This window comes from Actinosynnema pretiosum, assembly GCF_024171695.1.
Classification (GTDB): Bacteria; Actinomycetota; Actinomycetes; order Mycobacteriales; family Pseudonocardiaceae; genus Actinosynnema; species Actinosynnema pretiosum.
Map to the genome: position 1 here is coordinate 196,267 of NZ_JAMTCF010000009.1, position 26,230 is coordinate 222,496.

19 protein-coding genes are annotated in these 26,230 nt (G+C 72.4%); 16 read left to right on the plus strand and 3 right to left on the minus strand.

Going from position 1 to position 26,230, the window contains the following annotated elements; translation table 11 throughout:
* Positions 1-337: 337 nt before the first annotated feature.
* Positions 338-1,441, plus strand: coding sequence for a PQQ-dependent sugar dehydrogenase (locus tag LV78_RS20110; protein ID WP_253846802.1), 1,104 nt, complete (start codon positions 338-340; stop codon positions 1,439-1,441).
* 4 nt (positions 1,442-1,445) lie between these two features.
* Here the strand turns inward: LV78_RS20110 and LV78_RS20115 are convergent, their stop codons facing one another.
* On the minus strand, positions 1,446-2,315 hold the full coding sequence (locus LV78_RS20115) for a hypothetical protein (protein ID WP_253846803.1): 870 nt from the start codon (positions 2,313-2,315) through the stop codon (positions 1,446-1,448).
* A 272-nt stretch (positions 2,316-2,587) separates the two neighbouring features.
* Here LV78_RS20115 and mfd point away from each other — a divergent pair, with 272 nt between their 5' ends.
* The 5 genes from mfd to LV78_RS20140 all read left to right on the plus strand — a co-directional run bounded on the left by mfd (position 2,588) and on the right by LV78_RS20140 (position 12,610).
* On the plus strand, positions 2,588-6,151 hold the full coding sequence (mfd, locus tag LV78_RS20120) for a transcription-repair coupling factor (protein WP_253846804.1): 3,564 nt from the start codon (positions 2,588-2,590) through the stop codon (positions 6,149-6,151).
* Positions 6,152-6,164: 13 nt separating this feature from the next.
* Entirely contained in the window at positions 6,165-7,106 is a 942-nt protein-coding gene (locus LV78_RS20125) for a peptidylprolyl isomerase (protein WP_253846805.1), read from the plus strand.
* 47 nt (positions 7,107-7,153) lie between these two features.
* Entirely contained in the window at positions 7,154-8,113 is a 960-nt protein-coding gene (locus LV78_RS20130) for a nucleoside triphosphate pyrophosphohydrolase (RefSeq protein WP_372494973.1), read from the plus strand.
* A gap of 173 nt (positions 8,114-8,286) precedes the next feature.
* Positions 8,287-11,463 carry a S41 family peptidase gene (locus LV78_RS20135; RefSeq protein WP_253846806.1) on the plus strand — a complete coding sequence of 1,059 codons (3,177 nt, stop codon included), beginning with the start codon at positions 8,287-8,289 and terminating at the stop codon, positions 11,461-11,463.
* A 226-nt stretch (positions 11,464-11,689) separates the two neighbouring features.
* Positions 11,690-12,610 (plus strand): lytic transglycosylase domain-containing protein, encoded by a 921-nt coding sequence (locus tag LV78_RS20140; RefSeq protein ID WP_253846807.1) that lies wholly within the window; start codon positions 11,690-11,692, stop codon positions 12,608-12,610.
* 228 nt (positions 12,611-12,838) lie between these two features.
* On the opposite strand, the gene LV78_RS20145 is transcribed toward LV78_RS20140, so the two are convergent.
* Positions 12,839-13,222, minus strand: a complete 384-nt coding sequence (locus LV78_RS20145; protein WP_253846808.1) for a tetratricopeptide repeat protein — start codon at positions 13,220-13,222, stop codon at positions 12,839-12,841.
* A gap of 197 nt (positions 13,223-13,419) precedes the next feature.
* Here LV78_RS20145 and eno point away from each other — a divergent pair, with 197 nt between their 5' ends.
* From eno to LV78_RS20195, 10 genes are all read left to right on the plus strand, one after another.
* Positions 13,420-14,706, plus strand: coding sequence for a phosphopyruvate hydratase (gene eno / locus LV78_RS20150; RefSeq protein ID WP_253846809.1), 1,287 nt, complete (start codon positions 13,420-13,422; stop codon positions 14,704-14,706).
* Positions 14,706-15,425: an FtsB family cell division protein gene (locus tag LV78_RS20155; protein WP_253846810.1), complete on the plus strand. Its 720-nt coding sequence runs from the start codon at positions 14,706-14,708 to the stop codon at positions 15,423-15,425. The genes eno and LV78_RS20155 overlap by 1 nt, the downstream gene beginning before the upstream one ends.
* Before the next feature lie 71 nt (positions 15,426-15,496).
* Entirely contained in the window at positions 15,497-15,919 is a 423-nt protein-coding gene (locus LV78_RS20160; protein ID WP_253846940.1) for a DUF501 domain-containing protein, read from the plus strand.
* Positions 15,920-16,129: 210 nt separating this feature from the next.
* Entirely contained in the window at positions 16,130-17,422 is a 1,293-nt protein-coding gene (locus LV78_RS20165; protein WP_253846811.1) for a lytic transglycosylase domain-containing protein, read from the plus strand.
* A gap of 463 nt (positions 17,423-17,885) precedes the next feature.
* Complete coding sequence (locus LV78_RS20170) at positions 17,886-18,848, plus strand: Ppx/GppA phosphatase family protein (RefSeq protein ID WP_253846812.1); 963 nt, start codon at positions 17,886-17,888, stop codon at positions 18,846-18,848.
* Between the two features lie 177 nt (positions 18,849-19,025).
* A complete protein-coding gene (locus LV78_RS20175; protein WP_253846813.1) occupies positions 19,026-20,651 on the plus strand; it encodes a peptide ABC transporter substrate-binding protein in 1,626 nt (541 codons plus the stop codon).
* A gap of 69 nt (positions 20,652-20,720) precedes the next feature.
* On the plus strand, positions 20,721-21,647 hold the full coding sequence (locus LV78_RS20180) for an ABC transporter permease (RefSeq protein ID WP_253846814.1): 927 nt from the start codon (positions 20,721-20,723) through the stop codon (positions 21,645-21,647).
* Entirely contained in the window at positions 21,640-22,563 is a 924-nt protein-coding gene (locus LV78_RS20185) for an ABC transporter permease (RefSeq protein ID WP_253846815.1), read from the plus strand. Before LV78_RS20180 ends, LV78_RS20185 begins: the two co-directional genes overlap by 8 nt.
* Before the next feature lie 12 nt (positions 22,564-22,575).
* Positions 22,576-23,559 carry an ABC transporter ATP-binding protein gene (locus LV78_RS20190; RefSeq protein ID WP_372494967.1) on the plus strand — a complete coding sequence of 328 codons (984 nt, stop codon included), beginning with the start codon at positions 22,576-22,578 and terminating at the stop codon, positions 23,557-23,559.
* Entirely contained in the window at positions 23,552-24,550 is a 999-nt protein-coding gene (locus tag LV78_RS20195; RefSeq protein ID WP_253846816.1) for an ABC transporter ATP-binding protein, read from the plus strand. Before LV78_RS20190 ends, LV78_RS20195 begins: the two co-directional genes overlap by 8 nt.
* 51 nt (positions 24,551-24,601) lie before the next feature.
* Here the strand turns inward: LV78_RS20195 and LV78_RS20200 are convergent, their stop codons facing one another.
* Entirely contained in the window at positions 24,602-26,083 is a 1,482-nt protein-coding gene (locus tag LV78_RS20200) for a S10 family peptidase (protein WP_253846817.1), read from the minus strand.
* Positions 26,084-26,230: the final 147 nt, after the last annotated feature.

The following is a 26,230-nucleotide window of genomic DNA, read 5'->3' on the forward strand; positions in this document are numbered from 1 at the left end:
CTGCGGTGGGCGGGGTCCCTCTTCTCCGTTTGGCCTCCTTTCAGGCAAGCACACTCGTCAAGACGCCGGATGACTCGGGCGGTCTGCCGTGGCGGTGCGGCGGCATCTTGACGAGCGTGCTCGGGCTTCGCCAGGCCAAACGGAGAAGAGGGACGCGGGAGTGGGGCTGCTTGGGCTCGCTTCGCTCGCCCCGCAGCCCGCGAGTGCGGGGACGTTGGCGAGTGGGTGCGGCTGGCTGGTGCGTGCGGCTGCGGTGTGGTGGCCTTGGTGGGGGTGGACTGCCCCCTGACTTCTTGCTTGCACGTTGGGCTCACGTCGTGGTGGGCATCCTCGGGGTATGGGTCGAATCGCCGGATTTGCCGCTGTCCTCCTGTTGACCGGGTGCAGTGCTGCGCCTGCCAACGGTGACGGGTCCCCTTCGGGGAGTGCCGCGCCTACCGAGGGAGCTGCCGCTGGGCTCTCCGTTGAGACTGTCGCCTCCGGGTTGACGCACGCCTGGGGGATCGACTGGTTGCCCGATGGGCGGATGTTGGTCACTCAGCGGCCGGGCACGGTCAGTTTGGTGGCTGATGGGCAGGTCAAGGACCTCCAGGTGGACACCGGGGCGGTTGCCAGGGGGGAGGGTGGGTTGCTCGGGATCGCGGTTCATCCGGGGAGCAGTCGGTTCACCACGTGTCAGAACACCGCCTCGGACATCCGGTTGACCACCTGGGAGTTGGGGGAGGGGGACGTGGTCGGCAAGGTCGGGGATCTGCTGACCGGGTTGCCCGCCAATCCCAGTGGGCGGCACTCCGGGTGTCGGTTGGCGGTGGACGGGGACGGGAAGTTGCGGGTGGGGACCGGGGACGCTGCTCGGGCCGACACCTCTCAGGACCGGGAGGGGCTCGGGGGGAAGACGCTCGTCGTCGACCTCTCCAGTGGGGAGCACCGGGTTGAGAGCTACGGGCACCGGAACGTGCAGGGGATCGCGGTTCGGGAGGACGGGCTGGTGGTCAGCGCTGAGCACGGGCCGTCGGTGGACGACGAGTTGAACGTGATCAGGAGTGGTGGGAACTACGGGTGGGACCCCAGTCGGGGTGGGACGCAGGGTGGGTACGACGAGAGCGTGCCCATGACGGACCTGGAGCGGTTCCCGGACGCGGTGCCCGCGATCTGGTCCAGCGGGAGTCCCACGGAGGCCATTTCCGACGCGGCTTTCCTGCAGGGGGAGCAGTGGGGTGGGTTGGACGGGGTTCTGGCCGTCACCGCGTTGAAGGGGTCGAAGTTGTTCCTGTTCCAGATCACGCCCGAGGGTGGGGTGCACTCGGTGTCGGTGCCGCCTGAGCTGGACGGGACCAAGGGGCGGCTGCGGGCTGCCAAGCAGGGGCCGGACGGGGCGCTGTACGTGACCACGTCCAACGGGGACGGGGACGAGGTGCTCCGGGTGACCGTCGCTGGGTGAGGTCTCAGGTTGGGGTTGGGGCGTCTTCCTGGAGGCGGGACAGGGCGGTCAGGGTGCGGTGGATGTCCCTGAGGTCGGACTGGGCGCCTTTTTTGCCGGTTCGGTCGGTCGGTCTGGCGAAGGTGGGGCAGGCGGCTCGCATCAGGCGCATGGTGTCCCTGGTGACCCGCGCGCCGGACTCGGTGTAGCCGTCCAGGACCCTGCCGTGCTCCACGGCGCTCATCCACGGGCGTCTCGGGGGTGCGGCGTCGGGGTGGTCCAGGAGGAGGTCCAGGCGGTTCAGGTCGTAGTCGGGGTGGGGGCGGCGGGCCTGGTGGAAGCGGCGCTCCTCGTAGCGGGCGCGGCGTTCGGCCACTGCGGCTAGAAGGGCCTCGACCTGTTTTGTGGTGGTCACGCCCCACTCGCGCGCGTGTGCCCAGAGGGCCGCTGAGCGCTCGTCGTGGGCCCGGTTCTCGCTGTCCACCAGGAGGCGGAGCACGTCCAGGGCCGGGGCGGTGCTGCGGGGGACGTGGTGCACCGCGCGCACTCGGGGGCGCAGGGCGCGGTACTCGGGGAACGGGGCCAGGTCGGCCGGGGCGCCGACGTGCAGGACGTGGGTCGCGCAGGGGGCCAGGGCCGCCGCCAGTTCGGTGAAGCGGGCGCGGGCGGCGTTCGTCCTGCGGTTCGAGGCGGCCGAGGCCGAGGTGGGGAGGACCAGGACCGCGCCCCGGAATCTCGGGAGCGTGGCCGGGGCGACCTCCTGGATCGTGGTGAGCCAGGTCGTGGCGCCGCTGGCGCGCAGCTGGTCGGCCGCCCGCTGGGCCAGGCGGTAGGACAGGTCGCCGTAGCCGTAGACGACCAGCCACGGGGTTGGGAAAGCGCCGGGACCGGCCATTCGGGGATTGTGGGGGGCCGGGGCGAGTGGCGTCAACGAGGGAATCGGCAGGTCACGGGTAGCGCTGGGGAAGATTCACCGGAGCGGCGGAAGATTCGGGAATAATTCCAGAGGGGGTGGGGGAATGGGTGCGGGCGACCCGCCCGGCTCTTTCGGGGACCGGCGCGCCGTCGGGGCGCGGTCGTACCCTGGAGCGGAGCCCCCGACCCCGGCGCCTCGTCCGGGGGAGGGGTCTGTCCGCGTTTTCCACCAGTCACGGGAGCCGCACTCCGATGTCCCAGCCCGGCCCGCTGTCCGGCCTGCTGACCGCCGTCCTGCCCGACAAGGCCCTGCGCGCGCTGGCCGAGGCCGCGGGCTCACCCGAGCTGGAGCTGGAAGGACCGCCCGCCGCCCGGCCGCTGGTGGCCGCCGCGCTCTCGCGCACCTCGCCGGTGCTCGCCGTGACCGCCACCGGGCGGGAGGCCGAAGAGCTGGCCTCGGTACTGCGGGACATGGTCGGGCCCGAGGCGGTGGCGATCTTCCCGTCCTGGGAGACGCTGCCGCACGAGCGGCTCTCGCCCAGGGCGGACACGGTGGGCGCGCGGTTGCAGGTGCTGCGCAGGCTGGCCCACCCCGGCGACCGGCCGCTGCGCGCGGTGGTGGCGACGGTCCGCAGCCTCATCCAGCCCATGGCGCCGGGCCTGGGCGACCTGGAGCCGGTCGACCTGGCCACCGGGTCCGAGCACGACTTCGACGCCCTGCTGCACCGGCTGGCCGAGCTGGCCTACACGCGGGTCGACATGGTGGAGAAGCGCGGCGAGTTCGCCGTGCGCGGCGGCATCCTCGACGTCTTCCCGCCCACCGCCGAGCACCCGCTGCGGGTCGAGTTCTGGGGTGACGAGGTCACCGAGATCCGGCCGTTCTCGGTGGCCGACCAGCGGTCGCTGCCCAAGCAGGTGGACGCGTTCACCGCGCCGCCGTGCCGCGAGCTGCTGCTCACCGGGCGGGTGCGGGAGCGGGCGCGGGAGCTGGCCGCCGAGCACGAGGCCGACGCCCAGCTCGCCGAGATGCTCACCAAGCTCGCCGAGGGCATCCCGTCCGAGGGCATGGAGGCGCTGATCCCGGCGCTGTGCGAGGGCGAGCTGCAACTGCTCACCGACGTGGTCCCGGACGGCACGCACGTGCTGGTCAACGACCCGGAGAAGATCAGGGCCAGGGCGCGCGACCTGGTCCGCACCGGGCAGGAGTTCCTGGAGGCCTCCTGGATGGCCGCCGCCGGTGGCGGCAAGGCGCCGATCGACCTCGGGGCCTCGGCCTACCGCTCGCTGGACGAGGTCGCCGACGCCGCGCGGGCCGCCGACAAGCCGTGGTGGACGCTCAGCCAGCTCACCACCGAGGGCTCGGACGTGCTGCGGCTGGAGTTCAAGCACGTCCAGGCCTACCAGGGCGACGTGGACCGGGCGTTCGCCGACCTGCGCGCCCACACCGCGTCCGGCGGCACGGCCGTGCTGGTCGTGCCCGGCGCGGGCACCGCCCAGCGGGCCACCGAGCAGCTGCGCGAGGCCCAGGTCGGCGCGGTGTGCGTGGACTCGCTGGACGAGCCGCCGAAGACCGGCGCGGTCACCGTGGTGCGGGGCGCGCTGGAGGACGGGTTCGCGCTGCCCGAGCTGTCCCTGGTGGTGCTCACCGAGACGGACCTGACCGGCGGGCGCGGCGGGACGTCCACGAAGGACATGCGGCGGATGCCGTCCCGGCGGCGCAACGCCGTCGACCCGCTCGCCCTCAAGACCGGCGACTACGTCGTGCACGAGCAGCACGGCATCGGCCGGTACGTGGAGATGGTGCAGCGCACCGTCGCGGGCGCCACCCGCGAGTACCTGGTGCTGGAGTACGCCTCCAGCAAGCGCGGCCAGCCCGGCGACCGGCTGTTCGTGCCCACCGACCAGCTCGACGAGGTCTCCCGCTACGTCGGCGGCGAGCTGCCCACGCTGAACAAGCTGGGCGGCTCGGACTGGAAGAACACCAAGGCCAAGGCCAAGAAGGCGGTCAAGCAGATCGCCGCCGAGCTGGTGCAGCTCTACGCCGCCCGCCAGTCCGCGCCCGGCCACGCGTTCGCGCCCGACACCCCGTGGCAGCGCGAGCTGGAGGACGCGTTCCCGTTCACCGAGACCGTCGACCAGATGGCCGCCATCGACGAGGTCAAGGGCGACATGGAGCGCGGCGTCCCGATGGACCGGGTCATCTGCGGCGACGTGGGCTACGGCAAGACCGAGATCGCGGTGCGCGCGGCGTTCAAGGCGGTGCAGGACGGCAAGCAGGTGGTGGTGCTGGTGCCCACGACCCTGCTGGCGCAGCAGCACCTGAACACGTTCACCGAGCGGATGCGCGCGTTCCCGGTCGTGGTGCGGGGGCTGTCCCGGTTCACCGACCCGACCGAGGCCGAGCAGACCACGGCGGGGCTCGCCGACGGCGACGTCGACGTGGTGATCGGCACGCACCGGCTGCTGCAGAAGAGCCTGCGGTACAAGGACCTCGGCCTGGTGATCGTGGACGAGGAGCAGCGCTTCGGCGTCGAGCACAAGGAGCACATCAAGGCGCTGCGCACGCACGTGGACGTGCTGACGATGTCCGCGACGCCGATCCCGCGCACCCTGGAGATGTCGCTGGCGGGCATCCGCGAGATGTCCACGATCCTCACCCCGCCCGAGGAGCGGCACCCGATCCTGACCTACGTCGGCGGCTACGCAGACAAGCAGGTCGGCGCGGCCATCCGGCGCGAGCTGCTGCGCGACGGCCAGGTGTTCTACGTGCACAACCGGGTCTCCTCGATCGAGAAGGCCGCCCGGCGCATCCGCGAGCTGGCGCCCGAGGCGCGCGTGGTCACCGCGCACGGCCAGATGAACGAGGACAAGCTGGAGAAGATCATCCAGGGGTTCTGGGAGCGCGAGTACGACGTCCTGGTGTCCACCACGATCGTCGAGACCGGCCTGGACATCTCCAACGCCAACACGCTCATCGTGGAGCGCGGCGACCTGCTCGGCCTGTCCCAGCTGCACCAGCTGCGCGGGCGCGTCGGCCGGGGCCGCGAGCGCGGGTACGCGTACTTCCTCTACCCGCCGGAGTCCCCGCTCAGCGAGACCGCGCACGACCGGCTCGCCACCATCGCGCAGAACACCGAGCTGGGCGCGGGCATGGCGGTGGCCATGAAGGACCTGGAGATCCGGGGCGCGGGCAACATCCTCGGCGCCGAGCAGTCCGGGCACATCGCGGGCGTCGGCTTCGACCTGTACGTGCGGCTGGTCGGCGAGGCGGTCGAGGCGTTCCGCCGCTCCGCGGGGGCCGACGGCGAGGTGGAGGCCGAGTTGGCCGAGGTCCGGGTGGAGCTGCCGGTGGACGCGCACATCCCGCACGACTACGTGCCGGGCGAGCGGCTGCGCCTGGAGGCCTACCGGAAGATCGCGGCGGCCGTCGACGAGGCGGGGCTGACGGCGGTGCGGGACGAGCTCAAGGACCGCTACGGCGCGCCGCCGCTGCCGGTGGAGCGGCTGCTGGACGTGGCCAGGCTGCGGCACACCTGCCGCGCGCACGGCGTCACCGAGGTCGCCCTGCAGGGCAGCTCGATCCGGTTCGCGCCGCTGGAGCTGAAGGACTCGCAGACCGTGCGGCTGCGCAGGCTGCACCCCAAGGCGGTCTACAAGCAGGCGGTCGGGACGGTGACCACGCCTCGGCCCACCGAAGGCGCGGCGGGCGGCCGGATGGGCGCGCCCCCGCTGCGCGACCAGGAGTTGCTCGCCTGGTGCGCCCGCTTCCTCGAATCGCTCGCGGGAGCGCCCGTGAGCGGTGTCACGAGTTCGTGAGAGGGTACTGGGCGTGAGGACTGTGCAGAGGCGCTTCACCCTGACCGTCGCGGCCGTCGCACTGCTGGTGGCGGGCTGCGGCTCGGGCCCCGGCAAGATCGGGTCGGCGGCCATCGTCGGCGACTCGGTGGTGCCGCTGGCCGACGTCCAGCACCAGCTCGAACTGGTGCTCGCGAAGGAGCCCGACGTCAAGGTCGCCCTCCAGCGCGAGCGCAAGCTCGACCAGGTCGCCGACACCCTCGTGCAGATCAAGGTCTGGCACGAGCTGATCGCGAAGGCCGCCGCGAACGAGGGCGTGTCCGCCACCGAGGAGGAGGTGGCGGAGGCGGTCGAGAGCGCGGGCGGCGCGGAGGCGGCGTCCCAGGGCACCGTGTACACGAAGGAGACCTTCGCGGAGCGGGCCAGGGACCAGCTGCTGCTGGTGAAGCTGGCCAGCAAGTACGCGGACCGGATGGAGGTCACCTTCGACTACTTCTTCACCACCAGCGGTGAGGACGCGAAGGCGAAGGCCAGGCAGGTCGCGGCCGACCCGTCGAAGATGGCGGGCTTCATCGCCGCCGCCCCGAGCGGTCCCGAGGGCCAGCAGCTCGCCGGGCGCGGGCAGAAGGTCAGCTCGGCCGAGTCGCCCGAGGCCGCGCAGGCCCCGCTGTTCGGCGCCGAGCCCGGCACCGTGCTGGCGTACCCGCCGAGCCAGAGCAGCTCGCAGTGGCTGGTGGCCTACGTGACCGACCGCGACACCGACGCCACGGCGAGCGGGCTGGACGCGGGGGGCGCGCAGCTCACCCCGTCCGCGCTGGAGGGCATCGGGCTGCGGCTCATGCAGAGCCTGGCCGGGTCGCCGGACATCGAGCTGAACCCGCGCTACGGCGTGTGGGACGCGATCAACTACGGCCCGGTGCCGAGCGAGGGCGAGCTGAGCGGCCTGCAGCTGAAGGCGAGGCAGGTCCAGTCGTGACGTCGGACGTCCCACCCGCCACAGCGCCGACCGGGCCGGGCGCTGCGGTGCCGGGCGCCGTCGGGTCGAACGCGGCGCCGCCGGTCACCGTCATCGTGGTCAGCGCCCGCCTCGGCTGGGCGGTGCCCCTCGCGGAGCTGTCCGCGCTGCGGGCCGCGCCGGTGGTCTGCGCGAGCGCGGGCGTGCCCCTTCAGGAGGGGGTGCGCCCCGCGCCCGGCTCCGCGTCCGAGCTGGACGCGGGGTCGGTGCTGCTCACCTCCGACCCCGCCGAACCGCTGGCCGCCGAGCTGGTGGCGCGCGGCGCGCGGCTGGTGCGCGCGCCCGAGCCGCCGATCGTCGAGGCGGTCGCGGTGATGGACCGGCTGCGCTCGCCGGGCGGCTGCCCGTGGGACGCCGAGCAGGACCACGACTCGCTGCGCAAGTACCTCGTCGAGGAGACGTACGAGCTCCTGGAAGCCATCGAGGACGGCGACCGGGACGCGATGCGCGAGGAGCTGGGCGACGTCCTGCTCCAGGTGCTGTTCCACGCCCGCGTCGCCGCCGAGCACCCCGAGCGGCCGTTCGGGGTGGACGAGGTGGCCGCCGACCTGGTCGCCAAGCTCGTCGGCAGGCACCCGCACGTGTTCGCGGGCGGTGACCCGGCGGTGCGCGACGCCTCCACCCAGGAGCACCGCTGGGAGGAGCTCAAGCAGCAGGAGAAGAAGCGCGAGTCCAGCGTCGACGGGGTCGCCCTCGGGCAGCCCGCCGCGGCGCTGGCGGCGAAGCTCGTGCAGCGGGCCGCGCGCGCCGGGTGGCCCGCCGACCTCGTCCCGGACGGGGACGACACCGGCACGACGCTGTTCGGGGTGGCCGCGCTGGCGAAGCTGGCGGGGGAGGACCCGGAGGCCGAGCTGCGGGCGGTGGCGCGGGCGTTCGAGAAGAGCGTGCGGCAGACCGAGCTGGCGGCGCGCGCGGCTGGGCGGACGACGCTCACCGCTCAGGACTGGCGGGAGTTCTGGACGACCTGATTTCCCGGTGCTTGACGAGGGATCGTTCAACAAGAGGATTGTTGAACGATCCCTCGGCTTTTGTGGGCCCTTCTCGGCGAAATCGCGGTTCCGCTCATCCCATCCCCTGACCACCTTCGCCCTCACGGGTGTCCGATCCGGTGTTGACGGGGGTGGCCGCTAACGTCGAGGGGGTGACCGAACCCGCCTACCTCCGCTTCCCCCACCTGCACGGGGATCTCGTCACCTTCGTGGCCGAGGACGACGTGTGGCTGGCCCCGCTCGACGGTGGCCGGGCCTGGCGAGTGTCAGCCGACCAGGTACGCGCGTCGACCCCCCGCTTCTCCCCCGACGGCGCCCACCTGGCCTGGACCAGCCACCGCGACGGCGCCCCCGAGGTGCACGCCGCCCCCGTCTCGGGCGGCCCCGCCCGCAGGCTCACCCACTGGGGCGACCACATCACCGGCGTGCGCACCTGGACCCCGGACGGGCGCGTCGTCGCGATCAGCACCACCGGCCAGGCCACGAGCAACCGCGAGTGGGCGCACGCCGTCCCGCTCGACGGCGGTCCCTCGGAGAAGCTGCCCTTCGGCTGGGTCGGCGACGTCGCCTACGGGCCGGACCGCCAGGTGCTCACCTCCAGCGCGGCGGGCCGCGACCCGGCCTGGTGGAAGCGGTACCGGGGCGGCATGGCGGCCAAGCTGTGGGTCGACGTCGAGGGCGGCGGCGAGTTCACCCGCGTGCTGCCGGAGCTGACCTCCCCGCTCACCTCGCCGATGTGGGTGGGCGAGCGGATCGCGTTCCTGTCCGACCACGAGGGCGTCGGCTCGGTCTACTCCGCCCTCCCGGACGGCTCCGACCTGCGCAGGCACACCCACCAGGACTTCTTCTACGCCCGCGTCGCCACCACGGACGGCCGCCGCGTGGTCTACCAGTGCGCGGGCGAGCTGTGGCTGCTCGACGGCCTGGACGCCGAGCCGCGCAGGCTCGACATCGCCCTCGCCGGTCCGCGCACCGCGCGCACGCCCCGGCACGTCGCGCCCAGCCCCGACGACGCCCACCCGGACCGCACCGGTCGGGCCAGCGCCGTCGAGGTGCGCGGCACCGTGCACTGGGTGACCCACCGGGACGGCCCGGTGCGGGCGCTGGCCGAGGAGCCGGGCGTGCGGGCCAGGCTGCCCAGGGTCCTCGGCGACACCGTCGTGTGGGTGACCGACGCGGACGGCGAGGAGGCGCTGGAGTTCAGCCCGGTCGGCGGGCGCGAGCCGGGCGAGGAGCCGCGTCGCGTCGCCGCCGGGCAGCTCGGCCGGGTGCTGGAGCTGACCGCGTCCCCGGATGGCAAGAAGCTCGCCGTCGCCACCCACGACGGGCGGCTGCTGCTGGTCGACGTCGAGTCCGGCGAGGTCCGCGAGGTGCTCTCCGGGGCCAACCCGCACGTGGACGACCTGGTGTTCTCGCCCGACTCGCACTGGCTGGCCTGGGCGCAGCCCGGCCCCAGCCCGCTCCAGCACATCCGGATGGCGAGCACCGAGGACCTCGTGCCGGTGGACGTCACGCCGCTGCGGTTCTCCGACTTCTCGCCCGCGTTCACCGAGGACGGCCGCCACCTGGCGTTCCTGTCGGTGCGCAGCTTCGACCCGGTGTACGACGCGCACGTGTTCGACCTGTCGTTCCCGACCGGCTGCCGCCCGCACCTGGTCCCGCTGGCCGCGACCACCCCGTCCCCGTTCGACCCGCTGCGGCTGGGCCGGGCGGTGGGCGACGACTCCGGCGACAAGGACAAGGACAAGGAGGAGGAGAACCCGATCACCGTCGTCGACCTGGAGGGCCTGGCCGACCGGGTGGTCGCGGTGCCGGTGGCCGCCGGGCGGTACTCGGGGCTGACCACCGCCAAGGGCGGGCTGCTGTGGCTGCGCAGCCCGCTGCACGGCGTGCTGGGCGACAACCAGGCGAGCGCCGACTCGCGGCCCGCGCGCGCCGTGCTGGAGCGGTTCGACCTGGCCAAGAGCCGGACCGAGGTGCTGGCCGACGGCGTGGACGCGTTCACCGTCACCGGCGACGGGCAGCGGCTGCTCGTGCACGACGGCGACGAGATGCGGGTGGTGCCCAGCGACCGGAAGGTCGACGGCGAGGACACCGACTCGGTCGACGTCGACCTGTCGCGGGTGCGGGTCGTGGTGGACCTGGCCGCCGAGTGGCGGCAGGCCTACGCCGAGGCGTGGCGGCTCATGCGCGACCACTTCTGGCGCACCGACATGGGCGGCGTCGACTGGGCGGGCGTGCTGGAGCGGTACCGGCCGCTGGTCGACCGGCTCGGCAGCTACGACGACCTCGTCGACCTGCTGTGGGAGGTGCAGGGCGAGCTGGGCACCTCGCACGCCTACGTGATGCCGTCGCGGCGCGCGCGGGGGCGCAGGGTCGGGCTGCTCGGCGCGGACCTGGAGCGCGGCGAGGACGGCTCGTGGCGGATCGCGCGGGTCATCCCCGGCGAGACCTCGGACCCGGCGGCGCGCTCGCCGCTGTCCGCGCCCGGCGTCGCGGTCCGCGCCGGTGACGTGATCACCGCCGTGGACGGCCGCCGGGTCGACCCGGTGACCGGGCCCGCGCCGCTGCTCGTCGGCACGGCGGGCAAGCCGGTGGAGCTGACCGTGCGGCCCGGCGGCGACGGCGACCCCCGGCGGGTGGTCGTGGTGCCGCTGGCCGACGACGAGGCGCTGCGCTACCACGCGTGGGTGGCCGACCGGCGGGCCCGCGTGCACGAGCTGTCCGGCGGGAAGGTGGGCTACCTGCACGTGCCCGACATGATGGGCGCGGGCTGGGCGCAGCTGCACCGGGACCTGCGGGTGGAGGTGGCGCGCGACGCGGTCGTGCTGGACGTGCGGGAGAACGCGGGCGGGCACACCTCGCAGCTCGTGGTGGAGAAGCTGGCCAGGAAGGTCATCGGCTGGTCGGTCGGGCGGGGCTTCACCGCGCACGAGACCTACCCGGCGGACGCGCCGCGCGGGCCGGTGGTGGCGATCGCCGACGAGTACGCGGGCTCGGACGGCGACATCGTGAACGTGGCCATCAAGGAGATGGGCATCGGGCCGGTGGTCGGCACCAGGACGTGGGGCGGGGTGATCGGCATCGACATGCGGTACTCGCTGGTCGACGGCACCGGCGTCACCCAGCCCCGCTACGCGTCGTGGTTCGCCGGACCCGGTTGGGGGGTGGAGAACCACGGCGTCGACCCGGACGTGGAGGTGGTGATCACCCCGCAGGACCGGGTGGCCGGGCGCGACCCGCAGCTCGACACGGCGGTGCGGATGGCGTTGGAGGCGCTGGAGTCCCGTCCCGCCGCCGTGCCGCCCGCGCTACCTCCGTTGGGGTGAACTTGATCGACGGCCGGTTCCCCGCCGGGGGCGCTCGCGCCCGGCGGGGGACGCCCGGCCGCGTGACCACCGGGTTCTCCGGTGGTGGCGCTGCGTCAGCGCGGTGGTGAGCCCCCCTCGGGGGGCCACCCCTCAATCCCGGTCCCGACCAGTCCCTTCGGACAAACGGGACGTTCCGTCCGGGTTTTCCGGCGGGTAGCGCAGCGTGAACCCGTAGCCTGGGCAGGTGGTCGTCCCGCCGCAGTCCAAGCCCGCGCCGAACCGGCGTTCCCGCCGTGGAGCCTTCTTCGGCCGATTCGTGCTGGTCCTGATCCTGCTCGGCGTCGTCGCAGGCGGCGCCTACGGCATCGCCATGCTGGGGCGCACACCCAGGGCCGAGCCCGAGCCGCCCTTCCAGGTGCCGTTCCAGGAGCTGGAGCCGGGGAGCGCCGTGCCGAACGCGGCGGGCGAGCCGACGGCCGCGCCCAGCGCCTCCCCGTCAGGCTCCTCCTCCCCGTCCCGCTCCACGTCCCCCTCGGCGTCCACCTCCAGGGACGGTGGCGACACCTCCGCCGCCGTGGCCGCCTGGGCCGCCGAGCTGTCCAAGAAGATCGAGGTCCCCGCGCGGGCCCTGCGCGCCTACGGCGAGGCCGAGCTGCTGCTGCGCGAGGAGCTGCCCCGGTGCGGCATCACGTGGGCGACGCTCGCGGGCATCGGCCGCGTCGAGTCGCACCACGGCACCATCGGCGGGCTCAAGCTCGGCGAGGACGGCAGGCCCAACGAGCCGATCATCGGCATCCCGCTCGACGGCAGCCCCGGCGTGAAGGCCATCGAGGACACTGACGGCGGCAAGCTCGACGGCGACACCGAGTGGGACCGCGCGGTCGGGCCGATGCAGTTCATCCCGACCACGTGGAAGCAGTACGGGATGCGCGCCAACGGCGACGGGAAGGACCCGGACCCGCAGGACATCGACGACGCGGCGCTGACCGCCGGGCGGTACCTGTGCGTCAGCGGCGGCGACATGGCCAGCGGCGCCGGGTGGTGGCGCGGGGTGATGACCTACAACGAGTCGGTGGAGTACGCGCGCAACGTGTTCAGCGGGGCTGACGCGTACGCCCGCGCGAGCGTGGGCGCGCCCGCCCCGACCGGCAAGCTGACGGGCTGAGCGGGGCGCTCAGGGGTTCGAGCGGCGGGCGGTGGGCGCGGGTGGCCCACCGCCCGTTCTGCTCGTCGGGGGCCGTTCGGCGGGGGTGGTCGCGCGGGCGCCGGTTCCCGACCGTGCGACACGCCCGGCCGCGCGGGTGGTCTTGAGGTGCTCGCCACCCGCTTCGGCAAGCCGATCGGGGACGGTGGGGAGCGCTCTCCCGGCCCGTCCGCCCAGGCTCGGCGGGTCTCAGTCCGAGGCGTCGCGCTCCACGGCCAGGCGGGCGCTCAGCTCGCCCAGCGCCTCCTGGTACTCCGGCGTCGGGTTCATCGCGACCGCCATCCTGAACTGGGTCAGCGCCTCCGGCAGCCGGGACTGCCGCTGCAGGGTCCTGCCCAGCGCGAACCGCGCGTAGTAGTCGGACGGGTCGATCTCCAGGACCTTCCGGAACGCCTCCTCGGCGCGGCTGAACTGCGCCGACCCCAGGTACGCCCGTCCGGCGAGCAGGCGCACGGACGGTTCGTCGGGAGCCGCCTCCAGCACCGGTTCCAGCGCGCGCAGCGCCTCCAGCGGGCGGCGTTCCGCCAGCAGTGCCTCCGCCTTGCGGAAGGCGTCGAACGTGCTCTCGGCCATCGTTGCCACGCTACCCCCGTGCCGCGGAGCAGCGCGAGAGCGCGAACCACCGCACCGCGACGCCGTGGCCGCGCTCGTGCCGCCGGGCGCTTCCACCTGGACGAGCCGCCCCCGGCACCCCCCGTCGGAGCAGCTTCCCCGCCGTCACCAACTAGTCTCGTCACCGATACAGGAATGGTCTGACGAGGGAGCAGCACGTGGCTGTCATCGAGCAGGTCGGCGCCCGCGAGATCCTGGACTCGCGCGGCAACCCCACCGTCGAGGTGGAGGTGGCGCTGGACGACGGCACGCTCGAGCGCGCGGCCGTGCCGTCCGGCGCTTCGACCGGCGAGCACGAGGCGGTGGAGCTGCGCGACGGCGACGCGAAGCGCTACCTGGGCAAGGGCGTCGAGCACGCGGTCACCGCGGTGCTGGACGAGATCGGCCCGGAGCTGGTGGGCATCGAGGCCGTCGAGCAGCGCGTGGTCGACCAGAAGCTGGTCGACCTGGACGGCACCCCGGACAAGAGCAGGCTCGGCGCGAACGCGATCCTGGGCGTGTCGCTGGCCGTGGCCAAGGCCGCCGCCGCGTCCTCCGGCCTGGAGCTGTTCCGCTACGTGGGCGGCCCGAACGCGCACGTGCTGCCGGTGCCGATGCTGAACATCCTCAACGGTGGCGCGCACGCCGACACCGACGTGGACATCCAGGAGTTCATGATCGCGCCGATCGGCGCGGAGAGCTTCCGCGAGGCCCTGCGCTGGGGCGCCGAGGTGTACCACTCGCTCAAGTCCGTGCTCAAGAGCAAGGGCCTGGGCACCGGGCTGGGCGACGAGGGCGGCTTCGCGCCGAGCCTGTCCAGCAACCGCGACGCGCTGGACCTGATCCTCGTCGCGATCGAGAAGGCGGGCTACCGCCCCGGCCGCGACATCGCGCTCGCGCTCGACGTGGCCGCCACCGAGTTCTTCTCGGACGGCGCTTACACGTTCGAGAAGAACAAGCGCAGCGCCGAGCAGATGTCCGCGTACTACGCGGAGCTGGTCGACGCCTACCCGCTGGTGTCCATCGAGGACCCGCTGTCCGAGGACGACTGGGACGGCTGGGTGGCGATGACCGCCGCGCTGGGCGACAAGGTGCAGATCGTCGGCGACGACCTGTTCGTCACCAACCCGGAGCGCCTGGAGGAGGGCATCTCCCGCCGCGCCGCCAACGCGCTGCTGGTGAAGGTCAACCAGATCGGCACGCTGTCCGAGACGCTGGACGCGGTGTCCCTGGCCACCTCGTACGGCTACCGCTCGATGATGTCGCACCGGTCCGGCGAGACCGAGGACACCACCATCGCGGACCTCGCGGTCGCGGTCGGCGCGGGCCAGATCAAGACCGGCGCGCCCGCCCGAGGCGAGCGCACCGCGAAGTACAACCAGCTCCTGCGCATCGAGGAGGCCCTGGGCGACGCCGCGCGCTACGCCGGTGACACGGCCTTCCCGCGGTTCACGCCGGAGGGCTGATGGCTGGAAGGGAACGGGGCGCTCGGCGCGGCGGGTCCGCGCCGGGGTCCCGCTCTGCCTCGGGGGCCTCGGGCCGGACCTCGCGGTCCGGTTCGGGGCGCTCGGGGGCGCGGACGACCTCGGCCCGCGAGGGCGCGGGGGGCGGGGCCGGAGCTGGGGCTGGTGCTGGAGCTGGGACGGGTGCGGGGTCGGGTCCGGCTTCCGGCGGCGCCGCTCCGAAGGCCGGTGCGCGCGGGGCGGCCCGCGACGAGGCGGCCAAGGGGCGTGCCGGGGCGCGGCAGCAGCCCGCCCGGCGGCGGGCGCAGTCCAAGGCGCGCACCCGCGCGGGCGCGGGCACCGGTGGCGCGTTCGGCATGACCAGCACCCGCCAGGCCGCGATGCTGGCCATGGTGGTGTGCGCGCTGGCGCTCAGCATCGCCGTGCCGCTGCGGACCTACCTGGCGCAGCGGGACGAGCTGCGCGACGTGGCGACGTCGCAGCAGGCGCTGCGCGAGCAGGTGGCGCGGTTGGAGGAGCGCAAGGAGCAGCTCGACGACCCGGCCGTCATCGCGGCCGAGGCGCGGCGCAGGCTGCACTACGTGCGACCGGGCGAGACGCCCTACGTCGTCCAGCTCCCCGGTGACTCGGGGCGTCCGGAGCAAGAGGAGAGGCCGGCCAGCGAGCCGGTCGCGAACAAGGCTTGGTACCAGCAGCTGTGGGACTCGGTGGCGGCGAAGTGAACGGCGAAGCGAACGTGGACGAGCAGGACCTGGCGATCGTCGCGGAGCAGCTCGGGCGGGTTCCGCGCGGGATGCGGGCGATCGCGGCGCGGTGCCCGAGCGGGCACCCCTCGGTGGTGCAGACCAACCCGAGGCTGGAGGACGGCACGCCGTTCCCGACGCTGTACTACTTGACGTGCCCCCGGTTGACCGGTCAGGTCAGCAGGCTGGAGAGCGAGGGGGTCATGCGGGAGATGCAGGACCGGCTCGCCGAGGACGAGGAGCTGGCCGCCGCGTACCTGCGCGCCCACGAGTCGTACCTGGCCGAGCGGGACGCGATCGAGTCGCTGGGCACGAAGGTCACGGCCGGTGGGATGCCGGACCGGGTCAAGTGCCTGCACGTGCACGTCGGGCACGCGCTCGCGGTCGGTCCCGGCGTGAACCCGTTCGGTGACGAGGCGCTCGGGCTGCTCGCGGACGTGTGGCCGAGCGGGGACTGCGCCGCCCGGACGTGAGGAAGGCTCCCGTTCAGGGAACGGGAGTGTTGGCCACAGGTGAAAAGCTGACCGCGAGGGCAGACCTGGGGGCACAAAGCAGGTGCACGCCCGTGACAGGCACCCCTGGATCGGGCAGTCTGGTCGGCGGGAACGGGGGATCCACCGACTAGGGAGTTCGCTGCTGTGCCGAAGCGACGGGGACGCGGCCGAAGAGCAGATCGAGGCGCCATGACGCCCAGGCAGCGGGGTCTGGCGGCGACGGCGACGTGCGCCATGCTGGTGCCCGCGCTGCTGAACGGGGCGCTGGGCGTCGACTGGTTGCCGGTGTCCGCGCGGAGCGCGCTGAGCGCCGTGCCGCCGGGTGTCGGGGACGTGCTGAACGCGCTGTCGGCGGGGTCCGGTTCCGGGGCGGACACGTTCGGCGTCGGTGGCAAGCTCCCCCGGACGGACGCGCTCGGGGCGGACCTGATCGCGGACGCGGACGACGCGAGCGCGTTCGGCGACTACCTGCCGACCGGGGTGGACGGCCTGCCCACCGGGCCGCTGGGGGTGCCGGGGGTGATGCTCGACGCGTACACGCGGGCCGAGCAGCGGTTGGCGCAGACGACGCCGGGGTGCAAGATCCACTGGTCGTTGCTGGCGGGGATCGGGCGGATCGAGTCCGGGCACGCGCGCGGCGGGCGGGTGGACGCTCGGGGGAACGCGGTTCCGGCGATCCTGGGGCCGGTGCTGAACGGCGGGCCGGGGATCGCGGCCATTCGGGACACGGATGGTGGGCGGTACGACGGCGACACGACGTGGGACCGGGCCGTGGGGCCGATGCAGTTCATCCCGTCGACGTGGCAGGGGTACGCGGCTGACGGGAACGGGGACGGGGAGCGGAATCCCAACAACGTTTATGATGCGACTGTTGGGGCTGGGAATTATTTGTGCGCTTACGGGTCGGATTTGAGCGATCCGGCTCAGCGGGCCAAGTCGGTTTTTCGGTACAACCACTCCGAGGAGTATGTGCGGACGGTTTTGTACTGGGCTGACGCTTATCGCAACGGGGTGACGTTGCTGCCCGATCTGGCGGGGTCGGATGAGGACTTCACGCCGATCGCTCCGCCTGGGAATTCCGGTGGGACGGGGAGTGGGAACCAGGGAAGTGGGAACGGGCAGAGTGGTGGGTCGAGCACTTCGACCACCACGACGACCACGACGACAGATGGGTCGAGCGTGCCCTCGTCCAGCGGGTCGGGCAAGCCGTTGCCCGATGTGCCGAGCGTGCCGATGTCCAGCAGGCCGAGCGTGCCGCCGTCCAGCGGGTCGAGCGTGCCGCCGACTGGCGGGGAGTGCCCGAGCGCTCCGGTCGTCACGACGACCACCGAGACCAGTCCGTCTGAGCCGGTGACGGTGACCACCACGACCGAGGTTCCGCCGGGGTGCGAGTCGGCGTCCGCGACCAACGGCACGAAGGCGAAGCCGAGCGTGGAGTCGGCGCTGCCCCAGGGCAGTGCGGTTCCGATGACCACGGCTTGAGAGTTGAAGTGCTGGAGATCAAAAGCTGAAGAGCTCGCCTCGCCGGCGGGGCAGGCCTCCAAAAACGAGGGGGACTAGCCCTGTCGGCCGGTGGCGGTTTTGTTGGTGGCCCCGTCTACTGCGGAATACTGCGGTGGGCGGGGTCCCTCGTCTCCGTTTGGCCTCCTTTCAGGTAAGCACACTCGTCAAGACGCCGTTTGGCTCGGGCGGTCTGCCGGGTAGTGCGGCGGCATCTTGACGAGCGCGCTTAGGCTTCGCCAGGCCAAACGGAGACGAGGGACGCGGGATTGGGTGGCTGCGGGCTCGCTGCGCTCGCCCTGCAGCCCGCGAGTGCGGTGAGCCTGGGAGTGCGTGAGTGCGGTGAGCTTGCGTGTGCGGGGCGGGGCTTGGGTGGGTCTGGTGTGCCAGGACGTTGGGGTGCGGGTTAGCGTTTTGTGCTGGCTCGACAACGGAGGGCACCACCATGGCGCGCGTGGCCGCGATCGACTGCGGGACCAACTCGATTCGGCTTCTCGTCGCCGATGTCACCGCTTCCGACGACGGGTCGCGGTGGTTGCGGGACGTGTACCGGGAGATGCGGGTCGTCCGGCTCGGGCAGGGGGTCGACGCCACGGGGGCGTTGCACCCGGACGCGTTGGCGCGCACCCGTGCGGCGTTGGTGGACTACTCCGCCGTGCTCCGGCGCAAGGGGGCCGAGCGGGTGCGGATGGTGGCCACCTCGGCCACTCGGGACGCGTCCAACCGGGATGACTTCTTCGGGATGACCGAGGAGGTGCTCGGGCAGGTCGCCGAGGTGATCAGTGGGGACGAGGAGGCCGCGCTGTCCTTCACGGGGGCTGTGGCTGACCTTGAGGCCGAGGACGGGCCGTTCCTCGTCTCCGACGTCGGTGGGGGGTCCACCGAGATCGTGCTCGGGGGGTGGGACGGGGTTGTCGGGAGTGTGGAGGCTGCCCGGTCCGTCGACATCGGGTGCGTTCGGTTGACCGAGCGGCACTTGCACGACGACCCGCCCAGTGCGGCGCAGGTTGAGGACGCGGTGGTGACGGCCAAGGCCGTGTTGCAGCAGGCGTTCGACCACGTTCCTGTTGAGCGGGCGCGGACCTGGATCGGGGTTGCGGGGACGGTCACCACGCTTGTCGCGCTGGCCAAGGAGTTGGACACGTACCGGCCGGATGAGATTCATCTCGCGCGGTTGCCGTTGGCTCGGATCCAGGAGATCACGGAGCGGTTGTTGCTGATGCCGCACGACGAGCGCGCCGCGCTCGGGGCGATGCACCCCGGACGGGTCGACGTGATCTGCGGTGGGGCGATCGTGGTTCGGGCCATCGCGGAGCACCTCGCCGAGCGGGCCGGGATCACCGAGCTGGTCGCCAGCGAGCACGACATCCTGGACGGGATCGCCTTCTCGCAGGCCGTCGGGGGGTGAGCGCGGTGGGTGGAGTCCGCTCGGGGAGAACGGTCAACGGGGAATGTTCGTGATCAGGATGTAACCCCTTCACCCGTGTGGACTCCGCCACATCACGGATAGCGTCCCTCTCACGCTGTGCAAGCAAATGGCTCTGCTCGGTCACCGCCGATCGGGTCGGTTGTGAGGGGAGGACGCATGTCGCGTGTACGCTTGGTGCCCATCTTAGCCGCGTCTGTGATGGTGGTCACGGCCTGTGGTGGCTCTGCGGGCGACGGGGCAGGCAGCTCCGCGGACGCGGGGATCACGATCTTCAACACCGAGCCGGAGAACCCGCTGGTCCCCGGCAACACCACCGAGGTCGGTGGCAGCCGCATCCTCGACGCCATGTTCACCGGGCTGGTCGACTACGACGCCGACACCGGGCAGCCCGGCAACGCGATGGCCGAGTCGATCGAGACGACCGACTCCAAGGTCTTCACCATCAAGCTCAAGCCCGACTGGAAGTTCCACGACGGCACCCCGGTGACCGCCAAGAGCTACGTGGACGCCTGGAACTGGACCGCCTACGGGCCCAACGCCACCCAGGGCGCGTCGTTCTTCTCCCAGATCGAGGGCTACGCCGACGTCCACCCCGAGGACCCGGACGGCGCGGACGGGCCGCAGCAGGCGCCCACGCCGACCACCGAGACCATGTCGGGGCTGAAGGTCGTCGACGACAGCACCTTCACCGTCACCCTCACCGAGGCGTTCTCGGTCTTCCCGGTGACCATCGGCTACGAGGTCTTCTCCCCGCTGCCCGAGGCGTTCTTCAAGGACCAGAAGGCCTTCGAGGCCGCGCCGATCGGCAACGGGCCGTTCAAGTTCGTCTCCCGGCAGGTCGGGGCCGAGGTCAAGCTGACCCGGTACGACGACTACAAGGGCGACGACAAGCCGAAGATCAAGGACGTCACGCTCAAGGTCTACCAGAGCCGCGAGTCGGCCTACGCGGACCTGGTCGCGAACTCGCTGGACTTCATGGAGGAGCTGCCCCCGAACGCGCTGGCGGGCAAGAAGTACGAGGGCGACCTCGGTGAGCGGGTCCTGCAGAAGGAGACCCTCAACAACCAGACCATCGCCTTCCCGTTCTACCTGCCGCCCTACGACAACGTGGACCTGCGCCGCGCGATCTCCATGTCGATCGACCGCGAGCAGATCACCCAGGTGATCTTCGAGGGCAGCCGCGTCCCGGCCGACGGCTGGGTGCACCCGCTGACCGAGGGCTACACGCCGAACCAGTGCGGCGAGTACTGCGAGTACAACCCGACCAAGGCCAAGGAGCTGCTGGCCAAGTCCGGGTACAGCGGCCCGCTGCTGCTGCTGTCCAACACCGACGGCGGCCACCAGGAGTGGGCCGAGGCGGTGGCCAACAGCATCAAGAACGCGCTCGGCCTCGACGTGCGCTTCTCGCCGTCGACGAGCTTCGGCGAGTTCCGCCAGAAGGTCAACGCGCACGAGATGACCGGCATGTACCGCGCGGGCTGGATCGCCGACTACCCGTCGATCGAGAACTGGCTCACCCCGAACTACCGCACCGGCTCCTCCTCCAACGACGGCCTGTACTCCAACCCGGCCGTGGACGCGAAGCTCGCCGAGGCGGACAAGGCGGCCGACCCGGACGAGGCCATCGCCCTCTACCAGGAGGCCGAGAAGCTCATCGCCGCCGACATGCCGTCCGCCCCGCTGTGGACGCAGAACACCATCGGCGGCAGGTCCGACCGGCTCACCTCCGCCAAGATCGACCCCTTCCGCGCCCTTGACCTGGCCTCCGTCGAGGTCGGCTGAGTCCCCTAGCTCGACGCCCGGCCGCGCCCCCTCCGGCGCGGCCGGGCCCCTCGGGAGGAGAGTGCGCTCTTGGGGCGCTACGTGCTGCGCAGGCTGCTGCAGATGGTGCCGGTCTTCCTCGGCACCACGTTCCTCATCTACGCCCTGGTGTGGGCGGTGCCGGGCGACCCGTTCGAGGGCAAGTGCGGCGAGCGGGACTGCCCGGAGTCCTACGTCTCGGCCATGCGGGAGAAGTTCAACCTGGACGACCCGCTGCTCGTCCAGTACGGCAAGTACCTGCTGAACCTCGTCCAGGGCGACTTCGGCGAGACGTCCTCGGGCATCGAGGTCGCCGACCGGATCGCCGACACGTTCCCGGTCACCCTGCAGCTCGCGCTGGTCGCGCTGCTCATCGAGGCCGTCATCGGCATCGCGGCGGGCGTGCTGAGCGGGCTGCGCGGGCGGGGGTTCCTTGACAGCCTGGTGCTGGTGTCCACGCTGTTCCTGATCTCCATCCCGGTGTTCGTCACCGGGTACGTCGTGCAGCTGGTGTTCGGCCTGCAACTCGGCTGGATCGCGCCCACGGTCGGGTCGTCGCCGACGTTCGGCGACCTGCTCGTCCCCGGCTTCGTGCTCGCGAGCCTGTCGATGGCCTACGTGGCGCGGCTGACCAGGGCGAGCATCGCGGAGAACCGCCGCGCCGACTACGTGCGCACCGCGCTGGCCAAGGGCCTGCCGGACAAGCGGGTGGTGGGCGTGCACCTGCTGCGCAACTCGCTCATCCCGGTGATCACCTTCCTGGGGACCGACCTGGGGGCCTTCCTCGGCGGCGCGATCGTCACCGAGGGCATCTTCAACGTGCCCGGCATCGGCGGGCTCGTGTTCCGCTCGATCCTGACCAAGGACGGCGCGATGGTGACCGGCCTGGTCACCCTGCTGGTGCTGGTCTACCTGCTCATGACGCTGCTGGTGGACCTGCTCTACGCCGTGCTCGACCCGAGGATTCGCTATGACTGAGTCGGTGGCGGCCAGCGGTCTGGCCGAGGTGGGCGGCGCGCCTGGCGGCGAGTCGCGCGGGCTGTTCGGCGACGCCTGGCGGGAGCTGCGGTCCCGGCCGCTGTTCTGGGTGTCGACCGCGCTCATCGCGCTGGTGGTGGTCATGGCCGTGTTCCCCGGCCTGTTCACCTCGGCGGACCCGAACCTGGCGGTGCTGTCCAGGAGTCGGGGAACGCCCTCGGCCGAGGCCTGGTTCGGCTACGACAACCAGGGCTACGACATCTACGCCCGCACGGTGCACGGGGCGCGCGCGTCCATCATCGTCGGGCTGCTGGCCACGCTCGGCGTGCTCATGGTCGGGGCCGTGCTCGGGCTGCTCGCCGGGTTCTACGGCGGCTGGCTCGACGCGGTCGTGTCCAGGGTCGCCGACGTGTTCGTCGGCGTGCCGTTCGTGCTCGGCGCGATCGTCATCCTGACCACGCTCAACGCGGGCGGTGACGCGGGCGCGACCCGCATCGTCGCCCAGGTGGTGCTGTCCATCTCGGTGCTGTCCTGGCCGGTGGCCATGCGCATCACCAGGTCGACGGCCGTCGCGGCCAAGCAGCAGGACTACGTGAAGGCGGCGCGCGCGCTCGGCGCGGGCTCGGGCAGGCTCATGGTCAAGCACCTGCTGCCCAACTGCGTCGCGCCCGTCCTGGTGTACGCCACGATCGCGCTCGGCGCGTTCATCGGCGTCGAGGCCACGCTGTCCTACCTGGGCATCGGGCTGCGACCGCCGGTCGTGTCCTGGGGCGTGATGATCAACGGCGCGAAGGACTACATCCGGGTCGCCCCGCACGCCCTGCTGTTCCCCGCGGGCTTCCTCACCGCGACCGTGCTCGCGTTCGTGATGCTCGGCGACGCGGTGCGCGAGGCACTCGACCCCAAGCTGCGCTAGGAGGAGCTGTCGGTGACAGCGTTGCTGGAGGTCGACGACCTCCGCGTGGAGTTCCGCACCCGCGACGGGGTCGCGCGCGTGCTCAACGGCGTCAGCTACCACGTCGCGGCCGGTGAGACGCTGGCCGTGCTCGGCGAGTCCGGCTCGGGCAAGTCCGTCACCGCCCAGGCGGTGATGGGCATCCTGGACACCCCGCCCGCGCACGTCACGGGCGGCGCGGTCCGGTTCCGGGGCGAGGAGCTGCTCACCGCGACGCCCGAGCGGCGCCGCCAGGTGCGCGGCGAGGGCATCGCCATGGTGTTCCAGGACGCCCTGTCCGCGCTGAACCCCGTGTTCACCGTGGGCTTCCAGATCGAGGAGCAGCTGCGGCTGCGGCGCGGCATGTCCCGCAAGGAGGCCCGCGCCCGCGCGGTCGAGCTGCTGGACCAGGTGAAGATCCCGCACGCGAGGCAGCGGGTGCGCGAGTACCCGCACCAGTTCTCCGGCGGGATGCGGCAGCGCGCCATGATCGCGATGTCGCTGGCGCTGGACCCCGAGGTGCTGATCGCCGACGAGCCGACCACCGCGCTCGACGTGACCGTGCAGGCCCAGATCATGGACCTGCTCGCCGAGCTCCAGCGCGACCGGGGCATGGCGATGGTGCTGATCACGCACGACCTGGGCGTGGTCGCCGAGGTCGCCGACCGGATCGCGGTCATGTACGCGGGCCGGATCGTCGAGCACGCCGACGCCCGGTCGCTGTTCCGCGCGCCCGGACACCCGTACACGTCCGCGCTGATGCGGTCGCTGCCGCACGTCGAGGCCAAGGGCTCGGAGCTGAGCACCATCTCCGGCCTGCCGCCGAGCCTGCTCGCCATCCCGCCCGGCTGCCCGTTCCACCCGCGCTGCCCCAGGGCCCAGGACGTCTGCTCGGTCGACGTCCCGCCGCAGGTTCCGCTGCCGGGCGGGCGGGACAGCGCGTGCCACTTCGCCGAACAGGAGGTCAGCGGTGCCTGAACCGGTGCTGAGCGTGCGGGACCTGGTCAAGCACTTCCCGGTGACCAGGGGCGTGCTGTTCAAGCGCGCCATCGGCCAGGTCAAGGCGGTCGACGGGGTCTCGTTCGACCTGATGCCCGGCGAGACGCTGGGCGTGGTCGGCGAGTCCGGCTGCGGCAAGTCCACCCTCGCCCAGGTGCTGATGTGCCTGGAACCGCCCACCTCCGGCGAGGCGCACTTCGAGGGCAGGCCGATGTTCGGGCTCAAGGGCTCGGCCATGCGGTCGCTGCGCCGGGACCTGCAGATCGTGCTCCAGGACCCGTACACCTCGCTCAACCCGAGGATGACCGTCGGCGACATCGTCGGCGAGCCGTTCGAGATCCACCCGGAGGTCGCGCCCGCCGGGTCGCGGGCGGCGCGGGTGCGGGAGCTGCTGGACGTGGTCGGGCTCAACCCCGAGCACGCGAACCGCTACCCGCACCAGTTCTCCGGCGGGCAGCGGCAGCGCATCGGCATCGCGCGGGCGCTCGCCCTGCGGCCCAAGGTGATCGTGTGCGACGAGCCGGTGTCCGCGCTGGACGTGTCCATCCAGGCGCAGGTGATGAACCTGCTCGGGCGGTTGCAGCGCGAGTTCGGGCTGGCCTACGTGTTCATCGCGCACGACCTGTCGGTGGTGCGGCACCTGTCCGACCGGGTCGCGGTGATGTACCTGGGCAAGTTCGTTGAGGTGGGCACCGAGGACCAGATCTACGCGCACCCCACGCACCCGTACACCCAGGCGCTGCTGTCGTCGGTGCCGGTGGCCGACCCGGAGCTGCGCGGCAGGCGCGAGGTGATCCGGCTGACCGGGGACGTGCCGTCGCCGATCGACCCGCCGTCCGGCTGCCGGTTCCGCACCCGGTGCTGGAAGGCGCAGGACGTCTGCGCCACCGAGGAGCCGCCGCTGGTGGAGCGGCTCGGGCACCTGAGCGCGTGCCACTTCGCCGAGGAGCGGTCGGTGGTGCCCGGCTAGGGGTTCCCGGTGCGGGAGCGGCCTTCCCGGTCGCCCCCGCACCGGTCCCGGCTAGCGGTTGGACGCCGCGCGCACGAACGCCGCGATGTCCTTCGACTGCTGCACGCGGGACTCCTCGTGCACGTACATCATGTGCCCGGCCGGGTAGTACGCCGACTCGACGTTCTCGGCCAGCTCGCGCGGGATCTTCAGGTGCGCCAGCACGTGCTCGGCGGCGAAGTACGCGGTCGCGCCGTCGTGGTAGCCGAACGCCACGTGCACCTTCAGGTGCGGGTTGGCCCGCATCGCCGACGCCAGCTTGTTCGCCACCGTCACGTGCGCGCCCTCGAACTCCTTGTAGGACCACGGGTGCACCGCGCGCGAGATGATCTCGTACGGCAGGTCGTTCTCGTAGCCCAGCTCGACCCGCGCGTAGTGGTTGAGCGCCGCCGAGTACGGGCCGAGGATCGCGCTGTACGACGGGTCCTCGCTGAACAGCTCGCGGCCGTAGTCGCTCTCCCAGCCGGTGAACCGGCCGTCCAGCCGCCCGACCGTGCGGCGCTGCGGGCGCAGCAGCTCGGTGAAGAACCGGACGTGCTCGATCCGCAGGTCGACCCGGTCCACGTAGTCCTCGGACAGGCCGGTCAGCGCCGCGAGCCTGGCCACCACGTCGGCCCGCTCCTCGTCGGTGAGCCTGCTGCCGCGCGCCAGCGCCCACGGGTAGTCGTCCGAGGCGAACTCCTCGGCCTCGGCGAGCACGTCCGCGAGCTCCCGGTCGCCGTGCAGGCCGTGGTGGTGGGCGATCGCGGCGTAGGTCGGCAGGAACAGCGAGTACGGCAGGTCGTTGCCCTCGTTGAAGTCCAGCGTCGCGAAGTCCAGCACGGACGAGATCAGCACCAGCCCGTTGAGGTACATGCCGTGCCGCTGCTGGAGGTGCTCGGCGAGCGCGGCGGCGCGGGTGGTGCCGTAGGACTCGCCCGCGAGGAACTTCGGGGACAGCCAGCGGCCGTTGCGGGAGGTCCACAGCCGGATGACCTCGCCGACCGACTCGACGTCGCCCTGGAACCCGTGGAACTTGCCGGGCTGCTCGCCCTCGGCGGCCCGCGAGTAGCCGGTGGAGACCGGGTCGATGAACACCAGGTCGCTGTGCGCCAGCAGGGTCTCGGCGTTGTCGACCAGCTCGTACGGCGGGGGAGCGGGCTCGCCCGCGTCGCCGGACACCACGCGGCGCGGCCCGAACAGGCCGAGGTGCAGCCACACGCTGGCCGAGCCGGGGCCGCCGTTGAACGCGAACACGACGGGGCGGGTCGCGGGGTCGCCGTCGTCGGCGGTGTAGGCGGTGAGGAACACCTCGGCCCTGGGGCGCAGCCCCTGGAACTTCCCGTCCTCCACGACCTCCTCGCGCAGCACGACCCGGCCGGTGGTGGCGGTGTAGTTCAGCTTGCGGCGCTTGACGGTGATGCTGTGGGAGGTGGTGACGAGGTCGTCCTCGGGGGTCGCCTTGACGGGCGCGTCAGGCGAGTCCTGGGCGGGGGTGGTGTCCTTGTCGCTCATGGTCCGAACCCTACGTTCGGGGAGGCGGCGGGTCAGGTGGATAACGGGCGGGTGGCTGGGCGGCGAGGGCATGGGCGGCGGGACTCGGGGGCGGGGGTTGGCGCAGGCGCGTCCGGTGGTGGTGGCGCGCCGGACGGGACCGGTGCG